At 43.1% G+C, this 19439-nt stretch carries 17 protein-coding genes; 10 read left to right on the top strand and 7 right to left on the bottom strand.

All coding sequences use genetic code 11. The features are described 5' to 3' along the window. Nucleotides 1–184 precede the first annotated feature (184 nt). The 3 genes from ppk2 to OE749_RS10900 all read left to right on the top strand — a co-directional run bounded on the left by ppk2 (nt 185) and on the right by OE749_RS10900 (nt 2500). The gene (gene ppk2 / locus OE749_RS10910; protein WP_263712491.1) at nt 185–955 is read left to right on the top strand and encodes a polyphosphate kinase 2; all 771 of its coding nucleotides are present in this window, start codon (nt 185–187) and stop codon (nt 953–955) included. 78 nt (nt 956–1033) lie between these two features. Next, the gene (xthA, locus tag OE749_RS10905; RefSeq protein ID WP_263712490.1) at nt 1034–1846 is read left to right on the top strand and encodes an exodeoxyribonuclease III; all 813 of its coding nucleotides are present in this window, start codon (nt 1034–1036) and stop codon (nt 1844–1846) included. A gap of 9 nt (nt 1847–1855) precedes the next feature. Beyond that, nucleotides 1856–2500, top strand: a complete 645-nt coding sequence (locus tag OE749_RS10900) for an energy-coupling factor ABC transporter permease (RefSeq protein ID WP_263712489.1) — start codon at nt 1856–1858, stop codon at nt 2498–2500. Between the two features lie 47 nt (nt 2501–2547). Here OE749_RS10900 and OE749_RS10895 read toward each other — a convergent pair whose 3' ends face one another. From OE749_RS10895 to OE749_RS10880, 4 genes are all read right to left on the bottom strand, one after another. Further along, entirely contained in the window at nt 2548–2790 is a 243-nt protein-coding gene (locus tag OE749_RS10895) for a DUF6868 family protein (protein ID WP_263712488.1), read from the bottom strand. Nucleotides 2791–2877: 87 nt separating this feature from the next. Then, on the bottom strand, nt 2878–3615 hold the full coding sequence (locus tag OE749_RS10890; RefSeq protein WP_263712487.1) for a glutaredoxin: 738 nt from the start codon (nt 3613–3615) through the stop codon (nt 2878–2880). Between the two features lie 340 nt (nt 3616–3955). Beyond that, complete coding sequence (locus tag OE749_RS10885; RefSeq protein ID WP_263712486.1) at nt 3956–4516, bottom strand: phosphoribosyltransferase; 561 nt, start codon at nt 4514–4516, stop codon at nt 3956–3958. A 191-nt stretch (nt 4517–4707) separates the two neighbouring features. Further along, a complete protein-coding gene (locus OE749_RS10880) occupies nt 4708–5916 on the bottom strand; it encodes a lipoprotein-releasing ABC transporter permease subunit (protein ID WP_263712485.1) in 1209 nt (402 codons plus the stop codon). Nucleotides 5917–6240: 324 nt separating this feature from the next. Here OE749_RS10880 and OE749_RS10875 point away from each other — a divergent pair, with 324 nt between their 5' ends. From OE749_RS10875 to OE749_RS10860, 4 genes are read left to right on the top strand one after another with little or no spacing between them, the layout of a single operon-like run. Next, nucleotides 6241–6843 carry a PilZ domain-containing protein gene (locus OE749_RS10875; RefSeq protein ID WP_263712484.1) on the top strand — a complete coding sequence of 201 codons (603 nt, stop codon included), beginning with the start codon at nt 6241–6243 and terminating at the stop codon, nt 6841–6843. Continuing rightward, nucleotides 6843–10325, top strand: a complete 3483-nt coding sequence (gene mfd, locus OE749_RS10870; protein ID WP_263712483.1) for a transcription-repair coupling factor — start codon at nt 6843–6845, stop codon at nt 10323–10325. The genes OE749_RS10875 and mfd overlap by 1 nt, the downstream gene beginning before the upstream one ends. 32 nt (nt 10326–10357) lie before the next feature. Beyond that, a complete protein-coding gene (locus OE749_RS10865; protein WP_263712482.1) occupies nt 10358–11668 on the top strand; it encodes a peptidoglycan binding protein CsiV in 1311 nt (436 codons plus the stop codon). Between the two features lie 14 nt (nt 11669–11682). After that, nucleotides 11683–12201 carry a cob(I)yrinic acid a,c-diamide adenosyltransferase gene (locus OE749_RS10860; RefSeq protein ID WP_263712481.1) on the top strand — a complete coding sequence of 173 codons (519 nt, stop codon included), beginning with the start codon at nt 11683–11685 and terminating at the stop codon, nt 12199–12201. A gap of 130 nt (nt 12202–12331) precedes the next feature. Here the strand turns inward: OE749_RS10860 and OE749_RS10855 are convergent, their stop codons facing one another. Next, entirely contained in the window at nt 12332–13702 is a 1371-nt protein-coding gene (locus tag OE749_RS10855) for an SLC13 family permease (RefSeq protein WP_263712480.1), read from the bottom strand. Next, nucleotides 13702–14697, bottom strand: coding sequence for a beta-N-acetylhexosaminidase (gene nagZ, locus OE749_RS10850; RefSeq protein WP_263712479.1), 996 nt, complete (start codon nt 14695–14697; stop codon nt 13702–13704). The genes OE749_RS10855 and nagZ overlap by 1 nt, the downstream gene beginning before the upstream one ends. Nucleotides 14698–15041: 344 nt before the next feature. Here nagZ and OE749_RS10845 point away from each other — a divergent pair, with 344 nt between their 5' ends. Together OE749_RS10845 and OE749_RS10840 are read left to right on the top strand one after the other, a co-directional pair. Then, nucleotides 15042–16226 carry a YjgN family protein gene (locus OE749_RS10845; RefSeq protein WP_263712478.1) on the top strand — a complete coding sequence of 395 codons (1185 nt, stop codon included), beginning with the start codon at nt 15042–15044 and terminating at the stop codon, nt 16224–16226. A 45-nt stretch (nt 16227–16271) separates the two neighbouring features. After that, a complete protein-coding gene (locus OE749_RS10840) occupies nt 16272–17285 on the top strand; it encodes a M48 family metallopeptidase (RefSeq protein WP_263712477.1) in 1014 nt (337 codons plus the stop codon). 6 nt (nt 17286–17291) lie between these two features. On the opposite strand, the gene OE749_RS10835 is transcribed toward OE749_RS10840, so the two are convergent. Further along, nucleotides 17292–17828, bottom strand: coding sequence for a hypothetical protein (locus tag OE749_RS10835; protein ID WP_263712476.1), 537 nt, complete (start codon nt 17826–17828; stop codon nt 17292–17294). A 115-nt stretch (nt 17829–17943) separates the two neighbouring features. Between OE749_RS10835 and OE749_RS10830 the strand changes: the two genes are divergently transcribed. Next, nucleotides 17944–19227, top strand: coding sequence for a DUF418 domain-containing protein (locus tag OE749_RS10830; RefSeq protein ID WP_263712475.1), 1284 nt, complete (start codon nt 17944–17946; stop codon nt 19225–19227). Nucleotides 19228–19439: the final 212 nt, after the last annotated feature.

Raw genomic sequence — 19439 nt, 5'->3', positions numbered from 1 at the left:
GCCGATTTGTGGCTCGATTGTAACAAAGTCTCTGATTTTTAATGTACTTAATCAAATACTTAATGACGCAATCTCGTTAATCGAATATTAAATAACACATTTGCTTATTCTCTATACTGTAATAAATGTTGCCTGATGAAAAGGTCTGTGTCAGCGTTAAGTATGTTAGGCTCAGGGAGATACCATGAAAAAGAAAGAATACGAAAAGTGTTTGTACGCTCTCATGCATGAAATGGTGCAATTACAACAGTGGGTGGCTAAGGAGCGCCAGCGTGTGGTTATCGTATTTGAAGGGCGTGATACAGCGGGCAAAGGCGGCATGATAAAAATGCTAACGAGCCATTTAAATCCAAGAATTGTGCGGGTTGCTGCATTAACAAAGCCATCAGACACAGAACAATCCCAATGGTACTTTCAACGCTATGTCGCCCATCTGCCGAGCGCGGGAGAAATCGTATTATTCGATCGCAGTTGGTATAACCGCGCTGGCGTAGAACGCGTTATGGGCTTTTGCACAGACAAGCAGTACCACAACTTTTTACAAGACTGCCCTATGTTTGAAAATATGCTAATTCGAGAGGGTATTTTGCTAATCAAGTATTGGTTCTCAGTGTCAGACGAAGAGCAGGAGAAACGCTTTCAAGCAAGACTAAGTAATCCCTTAAAACGCTGGAAATTTTCAGATATGGATGTATACGCGCGCAGCCGCTGGGTAGAATACTCTAAAGCCAAAGATGCTATGTTTGAGCATACAGATACCGAGTCTTCTCCTTGGTTTGTGGTAGACGCAGAAAATAAGCGCGCAGCCAGACTAAACTGCCTTAGCCATATTTTATCTCAAGTTCCCTACTCTCACGTGCATTATCCCGACATCACCTTGCCGCCAATTAATAAAAAGGGCTATTCGCGGCCACCAATGCATACACAGCGACACATTCCTACCCCTTATGGATAAGGGTAACGGGTTCTGCTACATGAATATTTCTGGTAGTATTCTTCCCAATATAAAAATGACACAAAGCAATCGTATGTTATGAAGATTATTTCTTTTAATATCAATGGAATACGCGCAAGGCTTCACCAACTTCAAGCGCTTATTGAGAAACATCAGCCTGACGTGATTGGGCTTCAAGAAATTAAAGTCGATAACCCGATGTTCCCTCTCGAAGACGTGCAAAAAATGGGCTACCACGTGTATCATCACGGCCAAAAAGGGCATTACGGTGTCGCGATGCTCTGTAAAAACGCGCCTACAGCCGTTCAATATGGCTTCCCAACAGATGATGAAGACGCGCAGCGTCGTATGATTATGGTGACCTATGAAGCACCCAATGGGGAGAGTGTGCGGATATTGAATGGGTACTTCCCACAGGGTGAAAATCAGGCGCATGAAACTAAGTACCCTGCTAAACGTAAATTCTATCAAGATTTAATGACCTATTTAGATGACTACCATACGCCAGAAGAACATGTCGTCGTCATGGGCGATATCAATATCTCCCCTACCGATTTAGATATTGGCATCGGTGAAGCCAACCGCAAGCGCTGGTTAAAAACAGGAAAATGTAGCTTCTTGCCAGAAGAGCGTGAGTGGTTGACCAAGTTAATGAACTGGGGGTTTGAAGATAGTTTTCGAAGCATGAACCCCGATGTGAACGATCAGTTCAGCTGGTTTGACTATCGTTCAAAAGGCTTCGACGACAATCGTGGATTACGCATTGATGTAATTCTAGCCACCCCTTCACTGCATCAATCCCTCAGCGAAGTGGGGATCGATTATGAATTGCGCGGCATAGAAAAACCGTCAGACCATGCACCGATATGGGCCGTTTACCAACAGCAATAAGGAATTGCGTTGACTACCTTACAAATAATTGGCTTGCTGGCGTATATCGCCAGCCTGTTTTTCACCGTTCGTCATCTTGATTTAAAACAGCTTGTAGAAGACAAAAAACTCCAGCATCTAGTATTTGGGTGTGCTGCCAGTGTATTTATCTTGTGGATGTTCCGTGCAGGTATTTATGACGGGCTAAATGTGCATTTTTTATGGCTTGCTGCTTTGTCACTGATACTTGGTTTGCGATGGGCCATTGTATGCAGTTTTATAAGCTTGTTGGGTGTAACCATTGCTGGGTTGGAAAATTGGGCGATGTTTGGCATCAATGGCGTATTGGGTGCACTCATTCCGTTGAGCGTCAGCTACCTCATTTACAACCTATCATTTCACAAATTGCCACGTCACTTTTTTGTTTATGTATTCATTTGTGCATTTTTCCCAGGAGCCATCCTTATTGCACTAAAAATGGCACTGCTGGGTGGCTATTATTTTGTCGACGGATTTCACGATTGGAACACCGTGAAAGACAACTTCTTAATTCTTATTCCATTGATGTTGTTTCCAGAGGCAATGCTTAACGGTATGACCATGACGTTACTCATTATCTATAAGCCTACATGGGTGTATACTTTTTACGATAAGTTTTATTTGCAAGATAAATGATTATTAATGACAATCGATTAAGTCACGTACTGTGATGAACTCCCTCATTAAAACAATGAGTTCATCACTAAAAATGGCGTAAGAGAAAATGCAATAATCAGCAACTTGTATAAACCCATTCCGCAGTAATGAATGAGGTCAAATTGTTGTTCAGTAAGGCGAAAAAAACGGGTATGTAAGAAGAATAAGTGTTGTTTTGCACCACCAAAAATAGCCAACCATAGGCATAAAATGGCGTAGTTAACCACTGTCATCCATCCAAAAAAACTCACAAATTCTGAAAATTGCATTCTCTCGCTCCCAATGTTTGTTATTGTCATTATTCAGCAGCTTTTAACAACAGGCATTGACCCTGATCAATTTTTCGCCACCCAAATTCACATCCATTTCCATAACATGTACACGGCTGCCCCAACCATGAATAGATTTTCAGACAATGAAATGAACCCAAGCGGAACATCACTATTGCCTCCAACACACGCACATTTCAGTTCCCGTTTATCGACGTACACCGCCTTGAACACCGAAATCGCGCCAATCATTCCGATAAACAATCCAATGGGGGCTACACTCCATGCTGGTAAGCCCGATATCATACCGATGCCCGTATATGCTTCAGCATAGGGATAGACGTACGCATAAGGGACATAACGTTGCGCCAATAAATCGTAGCCCAGAAATTGATTACTGAAAGACACTACGTCTTGTAATTTCTGTAGCGCCAACAACGTCATAGTAAAACCAACAAACATAAAGACTGTTTTTTCAAAAGACAGGCCGCTCATAAACGCCAACTGAGAGCCAACACTCAATAAAAACGCAATAGCGAAAACTACTAAAACCGGCCTATACCGCGACACCTTTTCTTGCTCTGTCTGCTTACCAAAGTGCTGACGTAATTCATCATACCCACCGACTCTTTGATCATTGATAAAGGTTTGCGGTGTTGTCTTAACGTCGTGTTTTTCTTTGAACCTGTCCGTTTCTTCACGGTTGGTTAAGTGATGATCCTCAACGTCGTAACCCTGTTCCTCTAATAAGTGTTTAGACTTAATGCCAAACGGACACACATGCTCATCCGTTACCATGCGATATAAAACAGCCACTTGTTGCATAGAGACGCTCCTTTATCGTTGTAAAATTTCCCTATGCTTATGTAAAAACGCACAGCATAGAGTTTGGTTGACATATAAATGCCAATTTTTGAATTTTTCTGTCAGCACCGACATATCGTGCCTTCTAGGCTACTTAAATATAAAAAACGGCCTTAAGAAAAAATCATTCTGGTAAATTTCAAGGAAAAGTATTCAAAAAGTATGCCGCCAAGCGGCAATACCCCGTTAAGGGGAAAGCTGAAGGATAAGTGATCAGTCTGAGATACGCTTTGTGTGGCGTTGAATCAAAAAAGCGCTCCTACATGAAGCGCTTTGTTTGGATATAAAAACGTGACAACGTTTACTTGGTCAGCAAATCTCTTACATTGGCAAGATCTGTTTTTCCATTAATAATTTCGTCAGGCGTCAACCCCGAAATTTCATGAGGGAAAACTAACCACTCTTCACTCTCATGCACAAAGTAATCCGGCACAATATCTGTTTTGTTATTTTGTGGCTTATACCACGGACACGCGATACGAACATCATGAGGCATATTTCGACGCGACAGCTTCTTAATTTGCTTAATAAGCGCCTCTACACTGCGACCTGAGTCGAACACGTCATCAACAATTAACAGACTGTCTTCTTCGTTTGCATTCTCAATCAAATAATGCAGGCCATGCACTTTGATTTCTTTTGATTGCTGGTCGATACCGTAGTATGAAGAGGTACGCACTGCAATGTGATCAGTTTCCACTTCTTTAAAGTCAAAATACTCCTGTACCGCGATACCGATTGGTGCGCCACCGCGCCAAATACCTACGATAAAATGTGGACGAAAACCACTTTCATAAACCTTAGCAGCAAGACGAAACGAGTCTTCTAGTAACTGCTGTGCGGTGATGAATGTTTTTTCCATTGGATTACCTCTTACCCAGCATGTTCGATGTGATTTCTCACCCCATTAAACTAAACATTTACGGAGTACAAACCGTTTATCGACAAAATTTGAAATAATAAACGGCTATTATAGCCAAATTATCGTCAACATATGTCTGAAATTTCACACTATTTTCATTAAGCGAACGAATTCCCACCCATTATTGGCGACTATTCATACTGCAATGCATTTGCTGGCTCTGATTTTAACGCTCTGTATGCAGGGTAAAGCGTCGCCAGGAACGATAACAGCAAAGACAGCCCCACCAGCACTACCACCTGAGACAGGCGTAAATCGACAGGAAGATGCTGACCATGCTCTCCCAACATAATAGGTACATTAAGTAAAGACAGTAAAGGATTCAGTGAAAATACAACCAGTAGGCCACCAAGTAATCCAACAATGGTGCCTTTTACGCCATTGTATAAACCGCTTAAAATAAACACGAGAAACACGCCTTTATCTTCCATCCCTTGCGTGCGCAAAATCGCAATATCGCCCTGCTTTTCCTTCACCAGCATCACAAGAGCAGACACAATGTTAAACGCCGCAACCGCAATAATTAGAACCAACATGAGGACCATCATGTTCTTTTCCATTTTTACCGCATCAAACAGCGGCCCCTGCCTCGCACGCCAAGTGTCATAGCTCAGTTCAGCACCATCAAGCAGGTCGATCACCTGTAAATAGTTAAACGCATCATCCAGAAACAACCGGGTAGATGCCATCGCTTCTGGTTTCACCCGTTGTAGTTTGGCTGCGTCATGAAGATGCGTATAAACGACTTTGTCATCCAGCTCTGAACCAATGTCAAACATGCCAACAACACGAAATACGCGCTGGCTATACATTTGACCAAAAGGCGAAAATACCGCCGTAGATGCCGAAATCACCCTCACTCGTTCGCCAAGACTAATGTTTAACCGAATGGCCAATGCACGCCCAATAATAAGGCCAAATTCCCCTGCTTTGAGTTGAGTAAATTCCCCCGCCAACATCGCTTGTGCCGCAGCGCTGTGCAATAGCATATCGTCAGGTATCACACCATGAATCATCACACCTTGTAAGTCTTTCGCAGATTGCAGTACGCCTTCAGATTCGCTAAAGGGAGAGCTTGCAATAACACTAGCGCTTTGTTGTAACACTTTCGTTAATTCTCCATCTACTGGAGCGTTCACCACAATATGCGGCGTGATACCTAGCACACGGTTTTTCAATTGGGTTTGGAACCCATTCATCACCGAAGACATGGTAATCAAGGCAACCAGCCCCAAGGCTATCCCTACAACCGAAAAAAGATTGATAAATGAAATAAAATGATTTCGCTTTGTCGTTCTTGCATATCTGAGCCCAACAAAAGCAAACGCAGGTTGAAACATGGTATCGAGTGTCGTCTGTATTAAACCCCTACGGTACTGCGTGCACGTACCTCAGGCTTTGGCTAAATGGCGTTGGCTACACTAAATATAAAATACGCACTCACAAAGAATGTCGATTTACGTGTAAAATAGTCTGCCATACTAAAGTTTTGAATTGCATGGCATATTACGTGTTAGCGTTGCTGCGAACAAGCAGAAGTGTTAAAAATGTTGATTATGGCATACCAAGCCCCAACAATAGTGTGGGAACTAAAACAGGATGCCTTTTGCCTGCTTTTCAAGCAAAAACACCATCCTGCGAATAAGCAGTAATTCGGAGAGGACATGAGCAATTTAGATCTGGCGCAAAAACAAGCCCAGTTTGACGAATTTTTTTCTATTCAACACTCAATCAGTGTGAATCTTGTTTGCCTGTCTGACGCGTTTGAGTTCCCACCTGTCGATGAATTGACAGAAAATATGCCCTATGCATTTCGAATTGCCAGTGAAATGTCTGAAATCGAAAGCCGAGCACTGCGACCACTGAGGCGATTAGGCGAACATGCCGCTGAACTGGTTGAGTTTCTCAATCATCAATCTAGAAAAATAGACTTAATCATGTCGTTTATTCTTCAACAACAAGACCATGAAGACAATCGATATAAAACGATTTCATTCGGTGGTGGCGGTCTAACGATAGTAAGTGACAAACCGCTCTCCATAGGCCAAAAGGCTGAGTTGAAACTCTTTCTTACTGATGAAGCATCTGCGGTTTTTACGTATGCAGAAGTGATAGATTGCAAAGAAGCTGACGACCAATATCATATAGCACTACTATTCACGCGCATTCGGGAACAAGACCAAGACTTAATTGTGCGAGCGAGTCTGCACCTTCAAACTTTACAATTACGCGCTCGCGCCAAACAACAGAAAAACGAAGCTGAGTAATGAAGCAAACTATATTTTCACCTTCTCTCCCAAGTAAACCTGGCGATGTAAACTATTGGGGCAATTTACGTGGAAGCGCACTGGCGCTTGCCATCGCGAGTGCAGCAAAAGCACTAGATGGCGCATTATTACTTGTCACTGCCGATACGCCATCTGCATTAAAGTTAGAGAAAGAACTAAATTATTTTCTAAAAGGTGAAGCGCTACCCATTACTCTGTTACCTGACTGGGAAACGTTGCCCTACGATAAATTTTCACCTCATCAAGACATTGTTTCCCAACGTTTAGAAACACTCTATAAACTGACACAACAAGCCAACAGCGTCGTCATTGTGCCAATCAATACACTCATGCTTAGAATGGCACCAGTAGATTACCTTGGTAAATATCTGTTAATTTTACATGTGTCAGAGCAACTTGACATTGATGACTTTCGCAGCAAATTGGAGCGCGCAGGCTATACGCATGTGAATCAAGTAATGGGGCACGGCGAGTTCTCTGTTCGAGGCAGTATTATCGATCTATTCCCGATGGGAAGTCATCACCCCTATCGTATCGACTTGTTCGACAACGAAATTGATACCATTCGTATCTTTGATCCTGAGACTCAACGCTCAAGTGACAAAGTTGACGGGATAAACCTGTTACCAGCCAGAGAATTCCCAACAGACAAAGACGCCATCGCGCAATTCAAACAACGGTTTCTATCACGGTTTGATAATGTTACTGCGAAAAACGTCATCTACCATGATGTAGGGAAAGGCCTGATGCCTGGGGGCATTGAGTATTATTTACCCTTGTTTTTTGAGCAAACCTCTACGTTATTTGATTACCTTCATGAGAATACACGTGTCGTACTACACGGTGATCTTTCTTCTGCCAGCGAATTTTTCTGGGCTGACGCCAATGAACGCTACGAACAATACCGCTACGACACAGAAAGGCCGATTCTCGCACCAGCCGAATTGTTTCTTCGCTACGAAGAGCTTTTTGGTCACCTAAAAAAATGGCCTCGTATTGTTATTCAACATGCACCATTGGAAGACAAAGCGGGGTATGTCAATTTTCGAGCAGAAAAAGTCGAGAATATTGCGATTAAACACCAAAGCAAGGTGCCTTGGGCCAGTTTGAAAGAACAAGTAAATCAATGGGTCAATGACGGCAGAAAAATTTTGTTTAGCGCAGAATCGCAAGGCCGTCGCGAAAGCCTAATGGATATTCTCAAAAAAGCAGACATTCGCATCAAAATATTTGAACGGCTATCTGACTTTATGGCCAGTCACGAGCCCATAGGAATAACCGTTTCTCTTGTCGAGCATAGTTTCTTGCTAGATGAACCCGATGGCAAACTGGCATTTATCACCGAAGCAGAGTTACTCGGCCACAAAATTAGTCAACGTCGGTTGCGAGAAAAACGTCAAGCAACCGATGAACATGCGGTTATCAAAAACTTAGCCGAGTTGTCGGTAGGCCAGCCAGTTGTTCACCTTGAGCATGGTGTAGGGCGTTACCTCGGCTTGCAAACACTGGATGCTGGCGGGGTGGCGACAGAGTACCTGACGATTGAGTATGCCAAAGAAGCAAAGCTTTATGTGCCTGTTTCAGCACTGCACATGATCAGTCGTTATAGCGGTGGCGATTTAGACAGCGCGCCGCTACACAGTCTTGGCAGCGATGCATGGAGTAAAGCGAAGAAAAAAGCCGCTGAAAAGGTACGTGACGTGGCTGCACAATTGCTCGATGTCTACGCCAGACGCGCTGCTAAACCTGGCTACGCTTATCCTATTAACTGGGAAGAGTACCAACGTTTTGCCGACAGCTTTCCCTTTGAAGAAACCGATGATCAAGCCCAAGCTATCAATGCCGTCATACACGATATGGGCAGCCCAAATGCGATGGACAGACTCGTTTGTGGAGACGTTGGCTTCGGTAAAACTGAGGTGGCCATGCGAGCGGCCTTTTTAGCCGCCAATGAAGGCAAACAAGTAGCGATACTTGTCCCCACGACACTCCTTGCACAGCAACATTACGAAAACTTTAAAGATCGCTTTGCCGACTGGCCATTTAAAATTGAAGTCATGTCGCGCTTTGTCGGAGGAAAAGCCCAAAAGGCAGTAATTGAAGGCATTGCTGAGGGCAAAGTAGACATTGTAGTAGGCACGCATAAACTGTTACAGGACGACGTAAAATTTAGCGATCTCGGCTTAGTTATCATCGATGAAGAACATCGATTTGGTGTGCGCCAAAAAGAAAAGTTCAAAGCGTTGCGTGCAGACGTCGATATTCTTACATTAACGGCTACACCGATACCAAGAACACTGAATATGGCTCTGAGTGGCATGCGAGATTTGTCGATTATTGCTACGCCACCCGCAAAACGATTAGCGATTAAAACATTTGTACGCCAGCGCGATAAAGAAATGATTCGTGAAGCCATTATGCGTGAAATTTTGCGAGGCGGACAAGTGTACTTCCTGCATAATGAAGTCGACACAATTGAGAAAACCGCTGCCGATATTGCAGAGATAGTCCCAGAAGCCAGAATTGGCATTGGTCATGGGCAAATGCGTGAGCGTGAACTTGAAAAAGTCATGAGTGATTTCTATCACCAACGCTTTAACGTTTTGGTTTGTACCACCATTGTTGAAACAGGTATAGATGTGCCCACAGCAAATACTATCATCATGGATAGAGCTGACCATTTAGGATTGGCACAGTTGCATCAACTGCGTGGTCGTGTAGGTCGTTCACACCACCAAGCTTATGCTTATTTGTTGACACCTCACCCTAAACGCATGACGCGAGATGCACAAAAACGCCTAGAAGCGATTGCGTCACTGGAAGATTTAGGTGCAGGTTTTGCGCTAGCGACCCACGATTTAGAAATTCGAGGCGCTGGAGAACTATTGGGTGACGATCAATCAGGACAAATAGCCACCGTTGGCTTTTCACTTTATATGGATATGCTTGAAAGAGCCGTCGATGCACTAAAAGCTGGAAAGGAACCCTCCCTTGATGGTGCATTAATGAATCAAACCGACATTGAATTGCGTGTGCCAGCTTTGTTTCCCGAAGATTATATTAACGATGTCAATACACGTCTTTCTCTGTACAAAAAGCTCGCTAGCTGCAAAAATACGAATGAAATCAAAGAACTGCAAGTTGAGTTAATTGATCGATTTGGATTGCTTCCTCCTCAGGCAAAAAATCTAATGAAAATTTCAGAAATGAAATTGCATGCAGAAAAAGCCGGAATCATGAAAGTAGACGCAAGCCAAGCTGGTGGCGCAATTGAGTTTATTGAACAGCCTCATGTGGATCCTGGATATATCATTCAACTTATTCAGTCTAAGCCCAATGTTTTCAGACTCGAAGGTCCCCAGAAAATTCGTTTCATGAAAACCACGGAATCAGCCGAGTCCAGAATAGCATTTGTCGAATCACTGTTAAGTGACTTCGCGCAACAGGTAAAAGCAGCTTGAAACACTTACTAAGACTTATGAGAAAACACAATGTGAAACAAAAGCTGCTGCTCAGCCTTTTTACCTTCTCGGTTATGGCTAGTTCGCCCGTCATGAGCCAAGATTGGTGGTTTGAAATTGAAGTTATCATGTTTAAGAGAGACATCACGCCTGAGTTGGTAAACGAACAATTTACGCCTAATTACCAGCGATATTCAGCGGATTTCGATTTGATAGGACAGTTTCTCAACCCTGATATCACTACGCTAATCGAAGGCATCCCTGTGTGTTATGCAGATGAGCCAGCGTTTTCCTTTATTTCTGATTTTAGTTTTCATCATGATATTGCTGCACGCCACGTGACACTCGATGCACTTTGGTCAAATAAAGCTTGGCAATCATCCGACACGCCGATGACAGATTTAGATCTTTACTTACTCGGTATCGTAGATGCAGTTAAGATGGCTTCAAACGCTAGCCATAACCAAGTACACGTCAACAACAAGCACAATGCATTGGCACCACAGCCGATAAAGTCTGTCGTGTTACCCAATTCATTGTATTGTAAGTTTGATAACGAAGTGTTCGCATGGCCGAATCAAAAACCAAACGCAGTGTCATCCTTCGCATCAAGCGTACCTAAAATTGTGGATGGTATTGCAAAGCCCTTTAGCGGCGCCCCCTACCTTATCCCTGCTAAAGCATTAAAATTAAAACGCCTAGCTCGGGATATCAATAGACAACGGAATGTGTCAGAACTTCTTCACCTAGGCTGGAGACAGCATGTTCCATTCGGGCAAAGCAAGGCCCCTGCACTTCGGCTGATTGCAGGAGAAAATTTTGCCAAACGATTTGATTCTACTGGGCAATTTATCAGTTTAGACAACGAACAATTAATTGAAGATGACAACCAACCAACAGCAATTTCATCAGATTTGTTTGACACATTAAACGCGCAGCTCGACAACAACCAAGATATTGACCATAACACAATATTAGCCATGCTCAACCAAGTGGAAAAACCCGACGATGAGCGTGGCGTACAACTTAACGAATTATGGCAACTAGATGGGTTTATTAAGGTATTCTTACGACGAATTCGCAATGTACCGTATTTACATATCGACAGTGAAATGGCCTACCGCGTTCCTGTAATTAGCGACGATAACCTCAACAAAATAAACAATAGCGACACGCCAGTCGAGCCAGATTTACTCAAGAGCTATGAGTTTAAACAATTGCGTAGAGTGATCAGTAAACAAATTCATTATTTTGACCACCCACTTTTTGGCATGGTGGTACAAATTCGTCGCCACACGCCCCCTCAACCAGAAGATCAGTTAACAAGTAACAACGTAGAATAGAGTGAGTATCCACCGTGAAAATATATACGAAAAAAGGTGATCAGGGGGAAACCCAAGTTTATATTGGCGATGCTAAACGTAAATCTAAGGCAGATCCGATATTGCATTGTTACGGTTGCTTAGATGAACTAAACGCCCATATCGGTTTGCTAGTTAGCTTATTGTCTCCTAGCAAATTCGACGCACAACTTGAGCAAATACAACGAAATTTGTTCCAAATAGGATTTGCAATATCTGCTACGTCTGCGTTAACGGACAATGATTTGGCGATGTTAGAAAATCAAATTGATGTACTGTCAGACACACTGCCGCCACAAACCCATTTTATTTTGCCAGGTGGCTGCCAGCAAGCTGCACAAGCGCATGTGTGTCGCACCATTGCTCGTCGTGCCGAACGAGAGTTAGTGAACTTGGCAAATGACCATGATGTTCCTGCACTCACACTAAGTTACATAAACCGATTGTCTGACTACTTTTTTGTTCTGGCTCGTAGTCTTAATCATGAAAATGCGATTGCCGATACAACGGTATAACTAACCGCATGTATCTTGGTAACGCGCTTTAGCATTCCTAACGAGTTTTGCTCGTGAAAACCATGGTTTTGTATTGTCTCTTGATAAGGGGGAGGTAAATTGTTAACACCCCCTCTTTTAATTACGAGCCCTACGTTCTGGTAACCACTACCACACTGGAAACCACAAATGCGACGATCACATTTAAAATAAAGCCCTCTTTGGCCATATCTTTTATCGAAAAGGCATTGGTTCCGTATACAATTGCGTTGGGAGCCGTCGCAACGGGTAGCATAAACGCACAGCTTGCACTAATTGCCGCTGGCATCATTAATAGCGCAGGGTCAATTCCCGCACCTACACCAGCCGTAGCAAGAATAGGCATTAACAATGTAGCCGTAGCAGTATTTGAGGTAATTTCTGTTAAAAACGTGACAAATAAACAGGTTCCTAATACCAGCCAAAAGATATCCCAAGTCGCTAGCCCAGTCATCAGATCGCCCATTTTCGCGCTCAAACCTGATGCGGCAAACCCTTTCGCCAAACAGATCCCCCCTGCAAATAACAACAACATTCCCCAAGGGATATTAGACGCGGTCTGCCAATCTAATAAGCGCCGATCTTTATCATTTGCATCACCACTCGAAATCATGAACATGACAACGACACCGAGCAGCGCTATGGTACTGTCTCCCACAAACGGCATGTTTAGCCAAGCCGTCCAGTAGGGGCGAAATACCCATGCTAACGCCACAAAAAAGAATACCGCAATGACGCGCTTTTCCTCGGTAGACCACGCACCTAATTCAGGTTGTGGGCATTCGGTTAATTTACCGAGATGCCTTGTCAACCACAATGCCATAATCGGGATCGCAATTAAAACAATCGGTACCCCCGTTTTCATCCACGACAAGAAGCTGATTTCTTTTCCTTGAGTTTCTGAATACACACTCATGAATATAATATTGGGTGGCGTTCCGATTGGCGTGCCTACTCCTCCTAAGCTGGCTGCAAACGCGATACCTAACAATAACGCAACGGTTAGTCGGGGGTTATTGAAATGAGATAAAATAGCCAGTGCGATGGGCAGCAACATCAACGTCGTCGCAGTATTTGATATCCACATACTGAGCAAAGCCGCCGTTAACATAAACGCCAATACCAAACGTTTTGCGCTATCTGCTCCCGTTAAATTAAGCATGTAAGTCGCAAAGCGATGATGAACATTGGAACGCTCAAGTGCTTTGGATAACATAAATGCGCCCATTAACAGCAAGATGACGTGACTACCAAGCGCAGAAGCGGCTTCTTTATGTGAAATCACACCTGCCATAGGCAATGCAACAAAGGGGATCAAGGACGTGACGGGTATGGGTAACGCCTCAGTCACCCAGAGTGTTGCAGTAAATAAAGTAATAGCCGCCGTTGAGGCGATAGCCACCGGCTGACCAATCACCATTAAATAATATGCAAGCGCACAGGATGCCACTGCTGCGATGACGATAGTTTTGATGCCTTTCATTATCGGAACTTTTCTACTGCCTTCAATGCATTACGATATACATATGTTTTTTTGAGAGATTCAACATCAAGTGCATGTTGTTTCCGCATCCGAGGAAGGCGCTCGCTACCACTATAATTTGTAGGCAAGCTGTCTATCACTTCAGCGGCAGCGCTATGATCGTTACACACCAACACCATGTCGCAGCCAGCATCCAGCGCCGCCTCGGCACGCTGCGCGAAACTACCCACCTGCGCAGCCCCTTGCATCGACAGATCATCTGAGAATACAACGCCGTCGAAGCCTAAGCGTTTACGCAAAATATCTCTAATCCAGATTTTTGAGAATCCAGCTGGAAGTTTATCAACATTCGGATATATCACATGCGCAGGCATGACAGCATCCAATAAGCCCTGCTGGTGGATTTCAGCAAACACGCGCATATCGTAGTTAAATATTTCCGACTCACTTCGATTATCAACTGGAATAGCAATATGAGAGTCTTCTTTTACACTGCCGTGCCCAGGAAAATGCTTACCTGTCGATCTCATTCCAGCTTTGCGCATGCCTTTAATAAATTGGTTGGCAAGCTGAATAATCACTTCGGGCTTCTCGCCAAAACTCCTGTCTCCAATCACATCAGAGACCCCTTTTACATCCAACACAGGCGCAAAGCTGATATCAATATCATGGGCTAACAACTCAGACGCCATTAGCCAACCAAATTGGTGGGCATATTCTGATGCGTCATCCATGTCCCCTGCTGTTTGCTCATATATTCTGCCCATCGCTGGAATATGAACAAACTCGTCACGAAAACGCTGCACTCGGCCACCTTCGTGATCCACCGCAATAATCACATCATTTCTAGCATGAAGGCGAATCTGTGACACAAGCGCATTGAGCTGCTTCATATCATGGAAGTTTCGAGTAAAAAGAATGACGCCACCAACCACGGGATGATCAAGCATATCTTTTTCATCGCTTGTCAGTTCACAACTTGACAAGTCGAGCATGACAGGTCCCATAAGTACCTCTACCTAAATCTAATTGATAAGAACTATAAAAGAACGGTCACCTAATTTCGAGCAAATTGTTACTAACAACCAGTAATTTTTCCCGTTAAAAATCAACTTGATACTTGAACACGAATTTTTACTTGGATGAGAAAGAACTGCATTAAATGGTTATTTATGTCCACACAAAAATTTATTCTGGAAAATGCGCTACGTTTCATATAAATTGCGCCTCTTAACGCGAAATAGATATTCGCGCAGGGTTAAAGGACTAAACCTGATCTCGCTGCTCAACAGTAGTCACCTTTATTCCAGAACGCAGCGAGACCATAAATGGAACTAACATGGACTATAAAGATAAAATTCAACATTACACACTGCCTGAACTCAAAGACGCCCTAGAGAGCGTAGATGCCGCAACTTATCCAGAACGCGAAGCGTTATTAAAAACACGGATTGGCCTGCTAGAAGCTTCTCAACAGGAACAAGAACGTGAACAACAAAAACCCGTTTGGCACCAAGTAGTGTTTAACGGGCGCGGGAAAGAGTTCTTCGGCATTTGGATCGTTAATGTACTACTGACTATTTTGACCTTCGGTATTTATTCAGCTTGGGCTAAAGTTCGAACAAACCGCTATTTTTACAGTAATACAGAACTAGACGGCCACACCTTTACTTATCTTGCAAAGCCGCTGCAAATTCTTAAAGGACGCATTATTGCAGTCGTTATTTTTGTGCTCTACATTGTCCTTACTCAAATATCCTCTGTTGCTGCGGGCATCTTCATTGTAGCTTGGTTGTTCGTTTCGCCGTGGCTAATCTGCCAGAGTATAAAGTTCAATCTAAGAATGACTTCCTATCGCAATATTCAATTTAATTTTACGGGCCGCTACGTCCAAGCCTTTTGTGTGTTTATCGTTTTCCCCATCGCCACGCTATTTACGCTCTATCTAACATTGCCTTGGGCGTTGAAACAAATTGACAACTTCATTGTTTCAAACACAAAATTTGGTAACAAACAGTTTGCCACGGAACTGTCTACTGGAAACTATTTTGCAGTATTCTATGTTGCGGCGCTTTCTGGATTACTGGCTTTCACAGGTTTATTTTTTGCGTTTGGCATTGATCTCACAGCGATGTTCGAGCAAAGCGGTAGCTTTAATTTTAGCACCATTGCATTATTTGCCGCATATGCTGTTTCATTCGTGATTGCATCGAGTTACTACTCTGCCAAAATCAGAAATCACCTGTTCAATCACTCTCAACTTGCAAACTTAGCAAACTTTGAGTCTAACCTTCACTTTGCGGGACTATTGTGGTTGCGAACCAGCAATCTATTGATTCTTATTTTCACCCTTGGGTTAGGCCTTGCGTGGGTAAAAGTACGAAAGGCAGCATATTTGGCGGCTCATACAAAAGTCGGCATTCTTCCTGGAGCCGAGCTTAGCCTTAGAAACGAACTTTCACAATCCAGTGCAACATTGGACGAAGTCGCCGATGTGTTTGACGTTGACGTTTCATTGGTTTAACCACACTCAATGAATAATGATTCAGCCTCCTCTATGAGTCAGCCTATGTGTGCAACTTTATTCAAGGTTGACTCTGCCATGTGCTCCGTTGTAGACGTTTCTCTTCATGAGCGATACTTACAAATAGATACTGACGAGGAGGTGCAATTATACGAGCACCAACAGTTAACTGTTTCTCCACGATTAGGGCGCCTCGACAGAGAAGTGTTACTTCCAAGTGGAGACAAACTCGTTATTAAGCAGCAGGCTGCGATTAATGAATGGCTAGATTGTCATATTCATTCACGTGTAGATAAGTTAGAAAGAAACCCTATTGCAATCTTTTCTAGCTTGCTACTTGTACCGTTAATGCTGTTTATAGTATTTAAGTTTATCGTACCTATGATCGGACAGGCGGTAGCCCTTGCTACGCCACATGCATTTGCTGAGTATGCGTCAAAACACACGTTAAACGTGTTAGATTACGGCGTTTTAGCGCCTTCTACTTTGCCCAATTCAATACAAACCGAGCTGGGTAGGCACTTGCACACTCAACTTCAACGCGTTGAAAATCCCGATGTCACCTATCAGGTGCTATTTCGACAGGGTAACGCATTAGGCCCAAACGCATTCGCCTTGCCCGACGGTACCATAATATTCACTGATGAATTGATCAAACTCGTTGATCAAGAAACACGTTTACTCGATGCAATTTTACTCCACGAGCTTGGTCATGTCGCCCATCAACATAGTCTGAGATATATGGCAGAAGTCTTGTCTACTACATTATTGTTAGAATACATTTTGGGAGACATGGGCGGCGTTATTGAATTATTTTTTGGTGTCTCTCATACCGTGATACAAAATCAGTATTCTCAAGCATTAGAAACAGAAGCAGATAATTTTGCACTATCAAACTTGCACAAGATAGGGTTAGATTCTAACGACTTTGCTGACGCATTCGAGGCGCTTGCTTCTATTTCTAAAGATGAAGGGGAATTAGAAAATTTGCTGTCCACTCACCCTAGGCTTAAGGAACGCATTGCAAACGCCCGTACATATTCAAAAAGTCCCCAGTAGAAGAGTTTAAATTTGATTCGTATGAACGGCTAACCAGTTATGCCTAGCGGCGTCTTCTGGGTTTTCAATTCCTGCGATTCGATACTCCTCTACCATCTGAGAGAGCAAGTCGTTACGTTTTTCTAATAATGCATCTGCTTTAGAGAAAAGGTCTTGCGCTTGTGGATACTGAGTCTTAAGATCTTCGATGTCTGTTAAGTTACGATAACGTTGCTCTACGTTCTGCCAAAAAAGAAAGCGACTCCCATGAAATCGAATGAACCCCTCTCCTTTGGTACCAGCAAACAGCGAAATTTCCTGCTCGCTTAAGTTCGCGGCTTCCGCAATTTCGAGCGCCTTGGCTTGTAAGGATTTTAGTAAAGCGTCATCTTTAGCAGACACCGCCTGCATAATGCCATGCTTAAACTCGGGATTATGCAGGATGTCTATGTAACTGATCGAAGGTTGTGTCTTTGTCTGTGTAACATTCTCATTTTCATCATGGTGATAAAACAGTATCGCCAGCACTGACAGAACAATGATGAACAGAGCAAATTTCTTCATTTTATTATTGATTCCTTAGAACAATCTTACAGAGGAAAGTGACTTTCGGCACATGTCACTCTCACGACAACGCCATACTATCAGAAAACACGACTACTTTTTGAGATATTACCTGATGATAACCTCACTTGCCCCTGAAAGACTTCAATCTATTGATATGCTTAGAGGCGTTGCCCTACTGGGTATATTGTTTATGAACATTCAATCTTTCTCAATGCCATTTGAAACCTACATAAACCCAACCGTTTACGGTGACTTTTCAGGCGTAAATCAGCTGGTCTGGATTGTCTCTCACCTTTTCGCAGATCAAAAATTTATGTCGGTTTTTTCTATGTTATTTGGTGTTGGTGTCATTATTTTCTTGCAAAACCTAAGTCAAAAGAGACTCTCTAATCGGCTCCATTTCATAAGAATGGGATGGTTACTCGTGTTTGGGCTCGTTCATGCCTATTTGCTCTGGTACGGAGACGTTTTGTTCAGTTATGCACTATGTGGGTTGTTTATTTATGTAGTAAGGAACAAAGCCACCAAAACACTGATTATGTTAAGTGTTATTTTCTTTACCATTCCATCGCTCATCACGTTCTTTTTTCAATCTAGCCTAAATTTCATGCCTCAAGTCGCCCTTGAAGAGCTTCAACAATCGTGGACACCTTCTGCTGAACTCATCAATAATGAACGACACGCGTATACGGCAGGTTGGCTTGAAGCCCTACCTATCAGAGCAGAAAAAGCGTTGTTTTTACAAACGTTCTTATTTATGACAAATACGTTTTGGCGTGTCAGCGCATTAATGATTTTAGGGATAATTTTGTTTCGAAAACGCTTTTTCCATTTGGAGTGGTCAGCGAACAAATATTTCACCCTAGCCGCAGTGTCCACCATACTTGGCTTAGCGCTGACGGGATATGGTGTTCATTACAATCTATCTCATCAGTTCACACTAGCGCACTCAATGTTTTTCGGTAGTCAATTTAACTACTGGGGTAGTGCTATTCAAGCTACTGGATATGCAGCTTGGGTCATGCTGGCATGCAAGGTGATGATTAGCGAAAATCGGTTACAACGCGTAGATAACACGTTCACGTCTGAATTGAGTAAAAAACTGGCTAATGTGGGCCGCATGGCATTCACCAACTACATTATGCAAACATTGTTTTGCACTGGGATATTTTACTATCTTGGCTTATTTGGCGAGGCATCTCGGCTTGTGCAATTTTCGATTGCAATCACGATTATCACTGTTCAGTTATTCATGAGTGATGCATGGCTGAGACGTTATAAAATGGGACCTTTAGAAAAGCTGTGGCGCTTCCTCACCTATAAATCAGCTCGTTCCACTTTGGCAAATACGCGTTGTAATCATATAAGCTCGGGTAATGGAAAAGCCAAAGGCTAAACTATGACCCTCTAACTAAAGGTGAATGCAAACCATGCTTTCATCTTTTTTAGCCTTAGCGCTCTGAACGATTTGGTGTATTGCCTGCGTACTAACGTTATCTGAATACACCTAAGCGACTGAAACTCGCTAGCCAGAGAATGGCACGATGATTGTGTAACAAGAAATATGTCTTTTTTATTTCAGCTTCTATTCTTATCACTGGGAGATTA

Source organism: Fluctibacter corallii (assembly GCF_025751585.1).
Lineage (GTDB): Bacteria > Pseudomonadota > Gammaproteobacteria > Enterobacterales > Alteromonadaceae > Fluctibacter_A > Fluctibacter_A corallii.
This window is presented reverse-complemented; position numbering and strand designations above follow the sequence as displayed.

What these genes read in the sequence shown, in the direction of transcription:
- ppk2 (WP_263712491.1), top strand. Translation starts at nt 185, where the DNA reads ATGAAAAAGAAAGAATACGAAAAGTGTTTGTACGCTCTCATGCATGAA.
- xthA (WP_263712490.1), top strand. Translation starts at nt 1,034, where the DNA reads ATGAAGATTATTTCTTTTAATATCAATGGAATACGCGCAAGGCTTCAC.
- OE749_RS10895 (WP_263712488.1), bottom strand. Translation starts at nt 2,790, where the DNA reads ATGCAATTTTCAGAATTTGTGAGTTTTTTTGGATGGATGACAGTGGTT.
- OE749_RS10890 (WP_263712487.1), bottom strand. Translation starts at nt 3,615, where the DNA reads ATGCAACAAGTGGCTGTTTTATATCGCATGGTAACGGATGAGCATGTG.
- OE749_RS10885 (WP_263712486.1), bottom strand. Translation starts at nt 4,516, where the DNA reads ATGGAAAAAACATTCATCACCGCACAGCAGTTACTAGAAGACTCGTTT.
- OE749_RS10880 (WP_263712485.1), bottom strand. Translation starts at nt 5,916, where the DNA reads ATGTTTCAACCTGCGTTTGCTTTTGTTGGGCTCAGATATGCAAGAACG.
- OE749_RS10875 (WP_263712484.1), top strand. Translation starts at nt 6,241, where the DNA reads ATGAGCAATTTAGATCTGGCGCAAAAACAAGCCCAGTTTGACGAATTT.
- mfd (WP_263712483.1), top strand. Translation starts at nt 6,843, where the DNA reads ATGAAGCAAACTATATTTTCACCTTCTCTCCCAAGTAAACCTGGCGAT.
- OE749_RS10855 (WP_263712480.1), bottom strand. Translation starts at nt 13,702, where the DNA reads ATGAAAGGCATCAAAACTATCGTCATCGCAGCAGTGGCATCCTGTGCG.
- nagZ (WP_263712479.1), bottom strand. Translation starts at nt 14,697, where the DNA reads ATGCTCGACTTGTCAAGTTGTGAACTGACAAGCGATGAAAAAGATATG.
- OE749_RS10845 (WP_263712478.1), top strand. Translation starts at nt 15,042, where the DNA reads ATGGACTATAAAGATAAAATTCAACATTACACACTGCCTGAACTCAAA.
- OE749_RS10840 (WP_263712477.1), top strand. Translation starts at nt 16,272, where the DNA reads ATGTGTGCAACTTTATTCAAGGTTGACTCTGCCATGTGCTCCGTTGTA.
- OE749_RS10835 (WP_263712476.1), bottom strand. Translation starts at nt 17,828, where the DNA reads ATGAAGAAATTTGCTCTGTTCATCATTGTTCTGTCAGTGCTGGCGATA.
- OE749_RS10830 (WP_263712475.1), top strand. Translation starts at nt 17,944, where the DNA reads ATGATAACCTCACTTGCCCCTGAAAGACTTCAATCTATTGATATGCTT.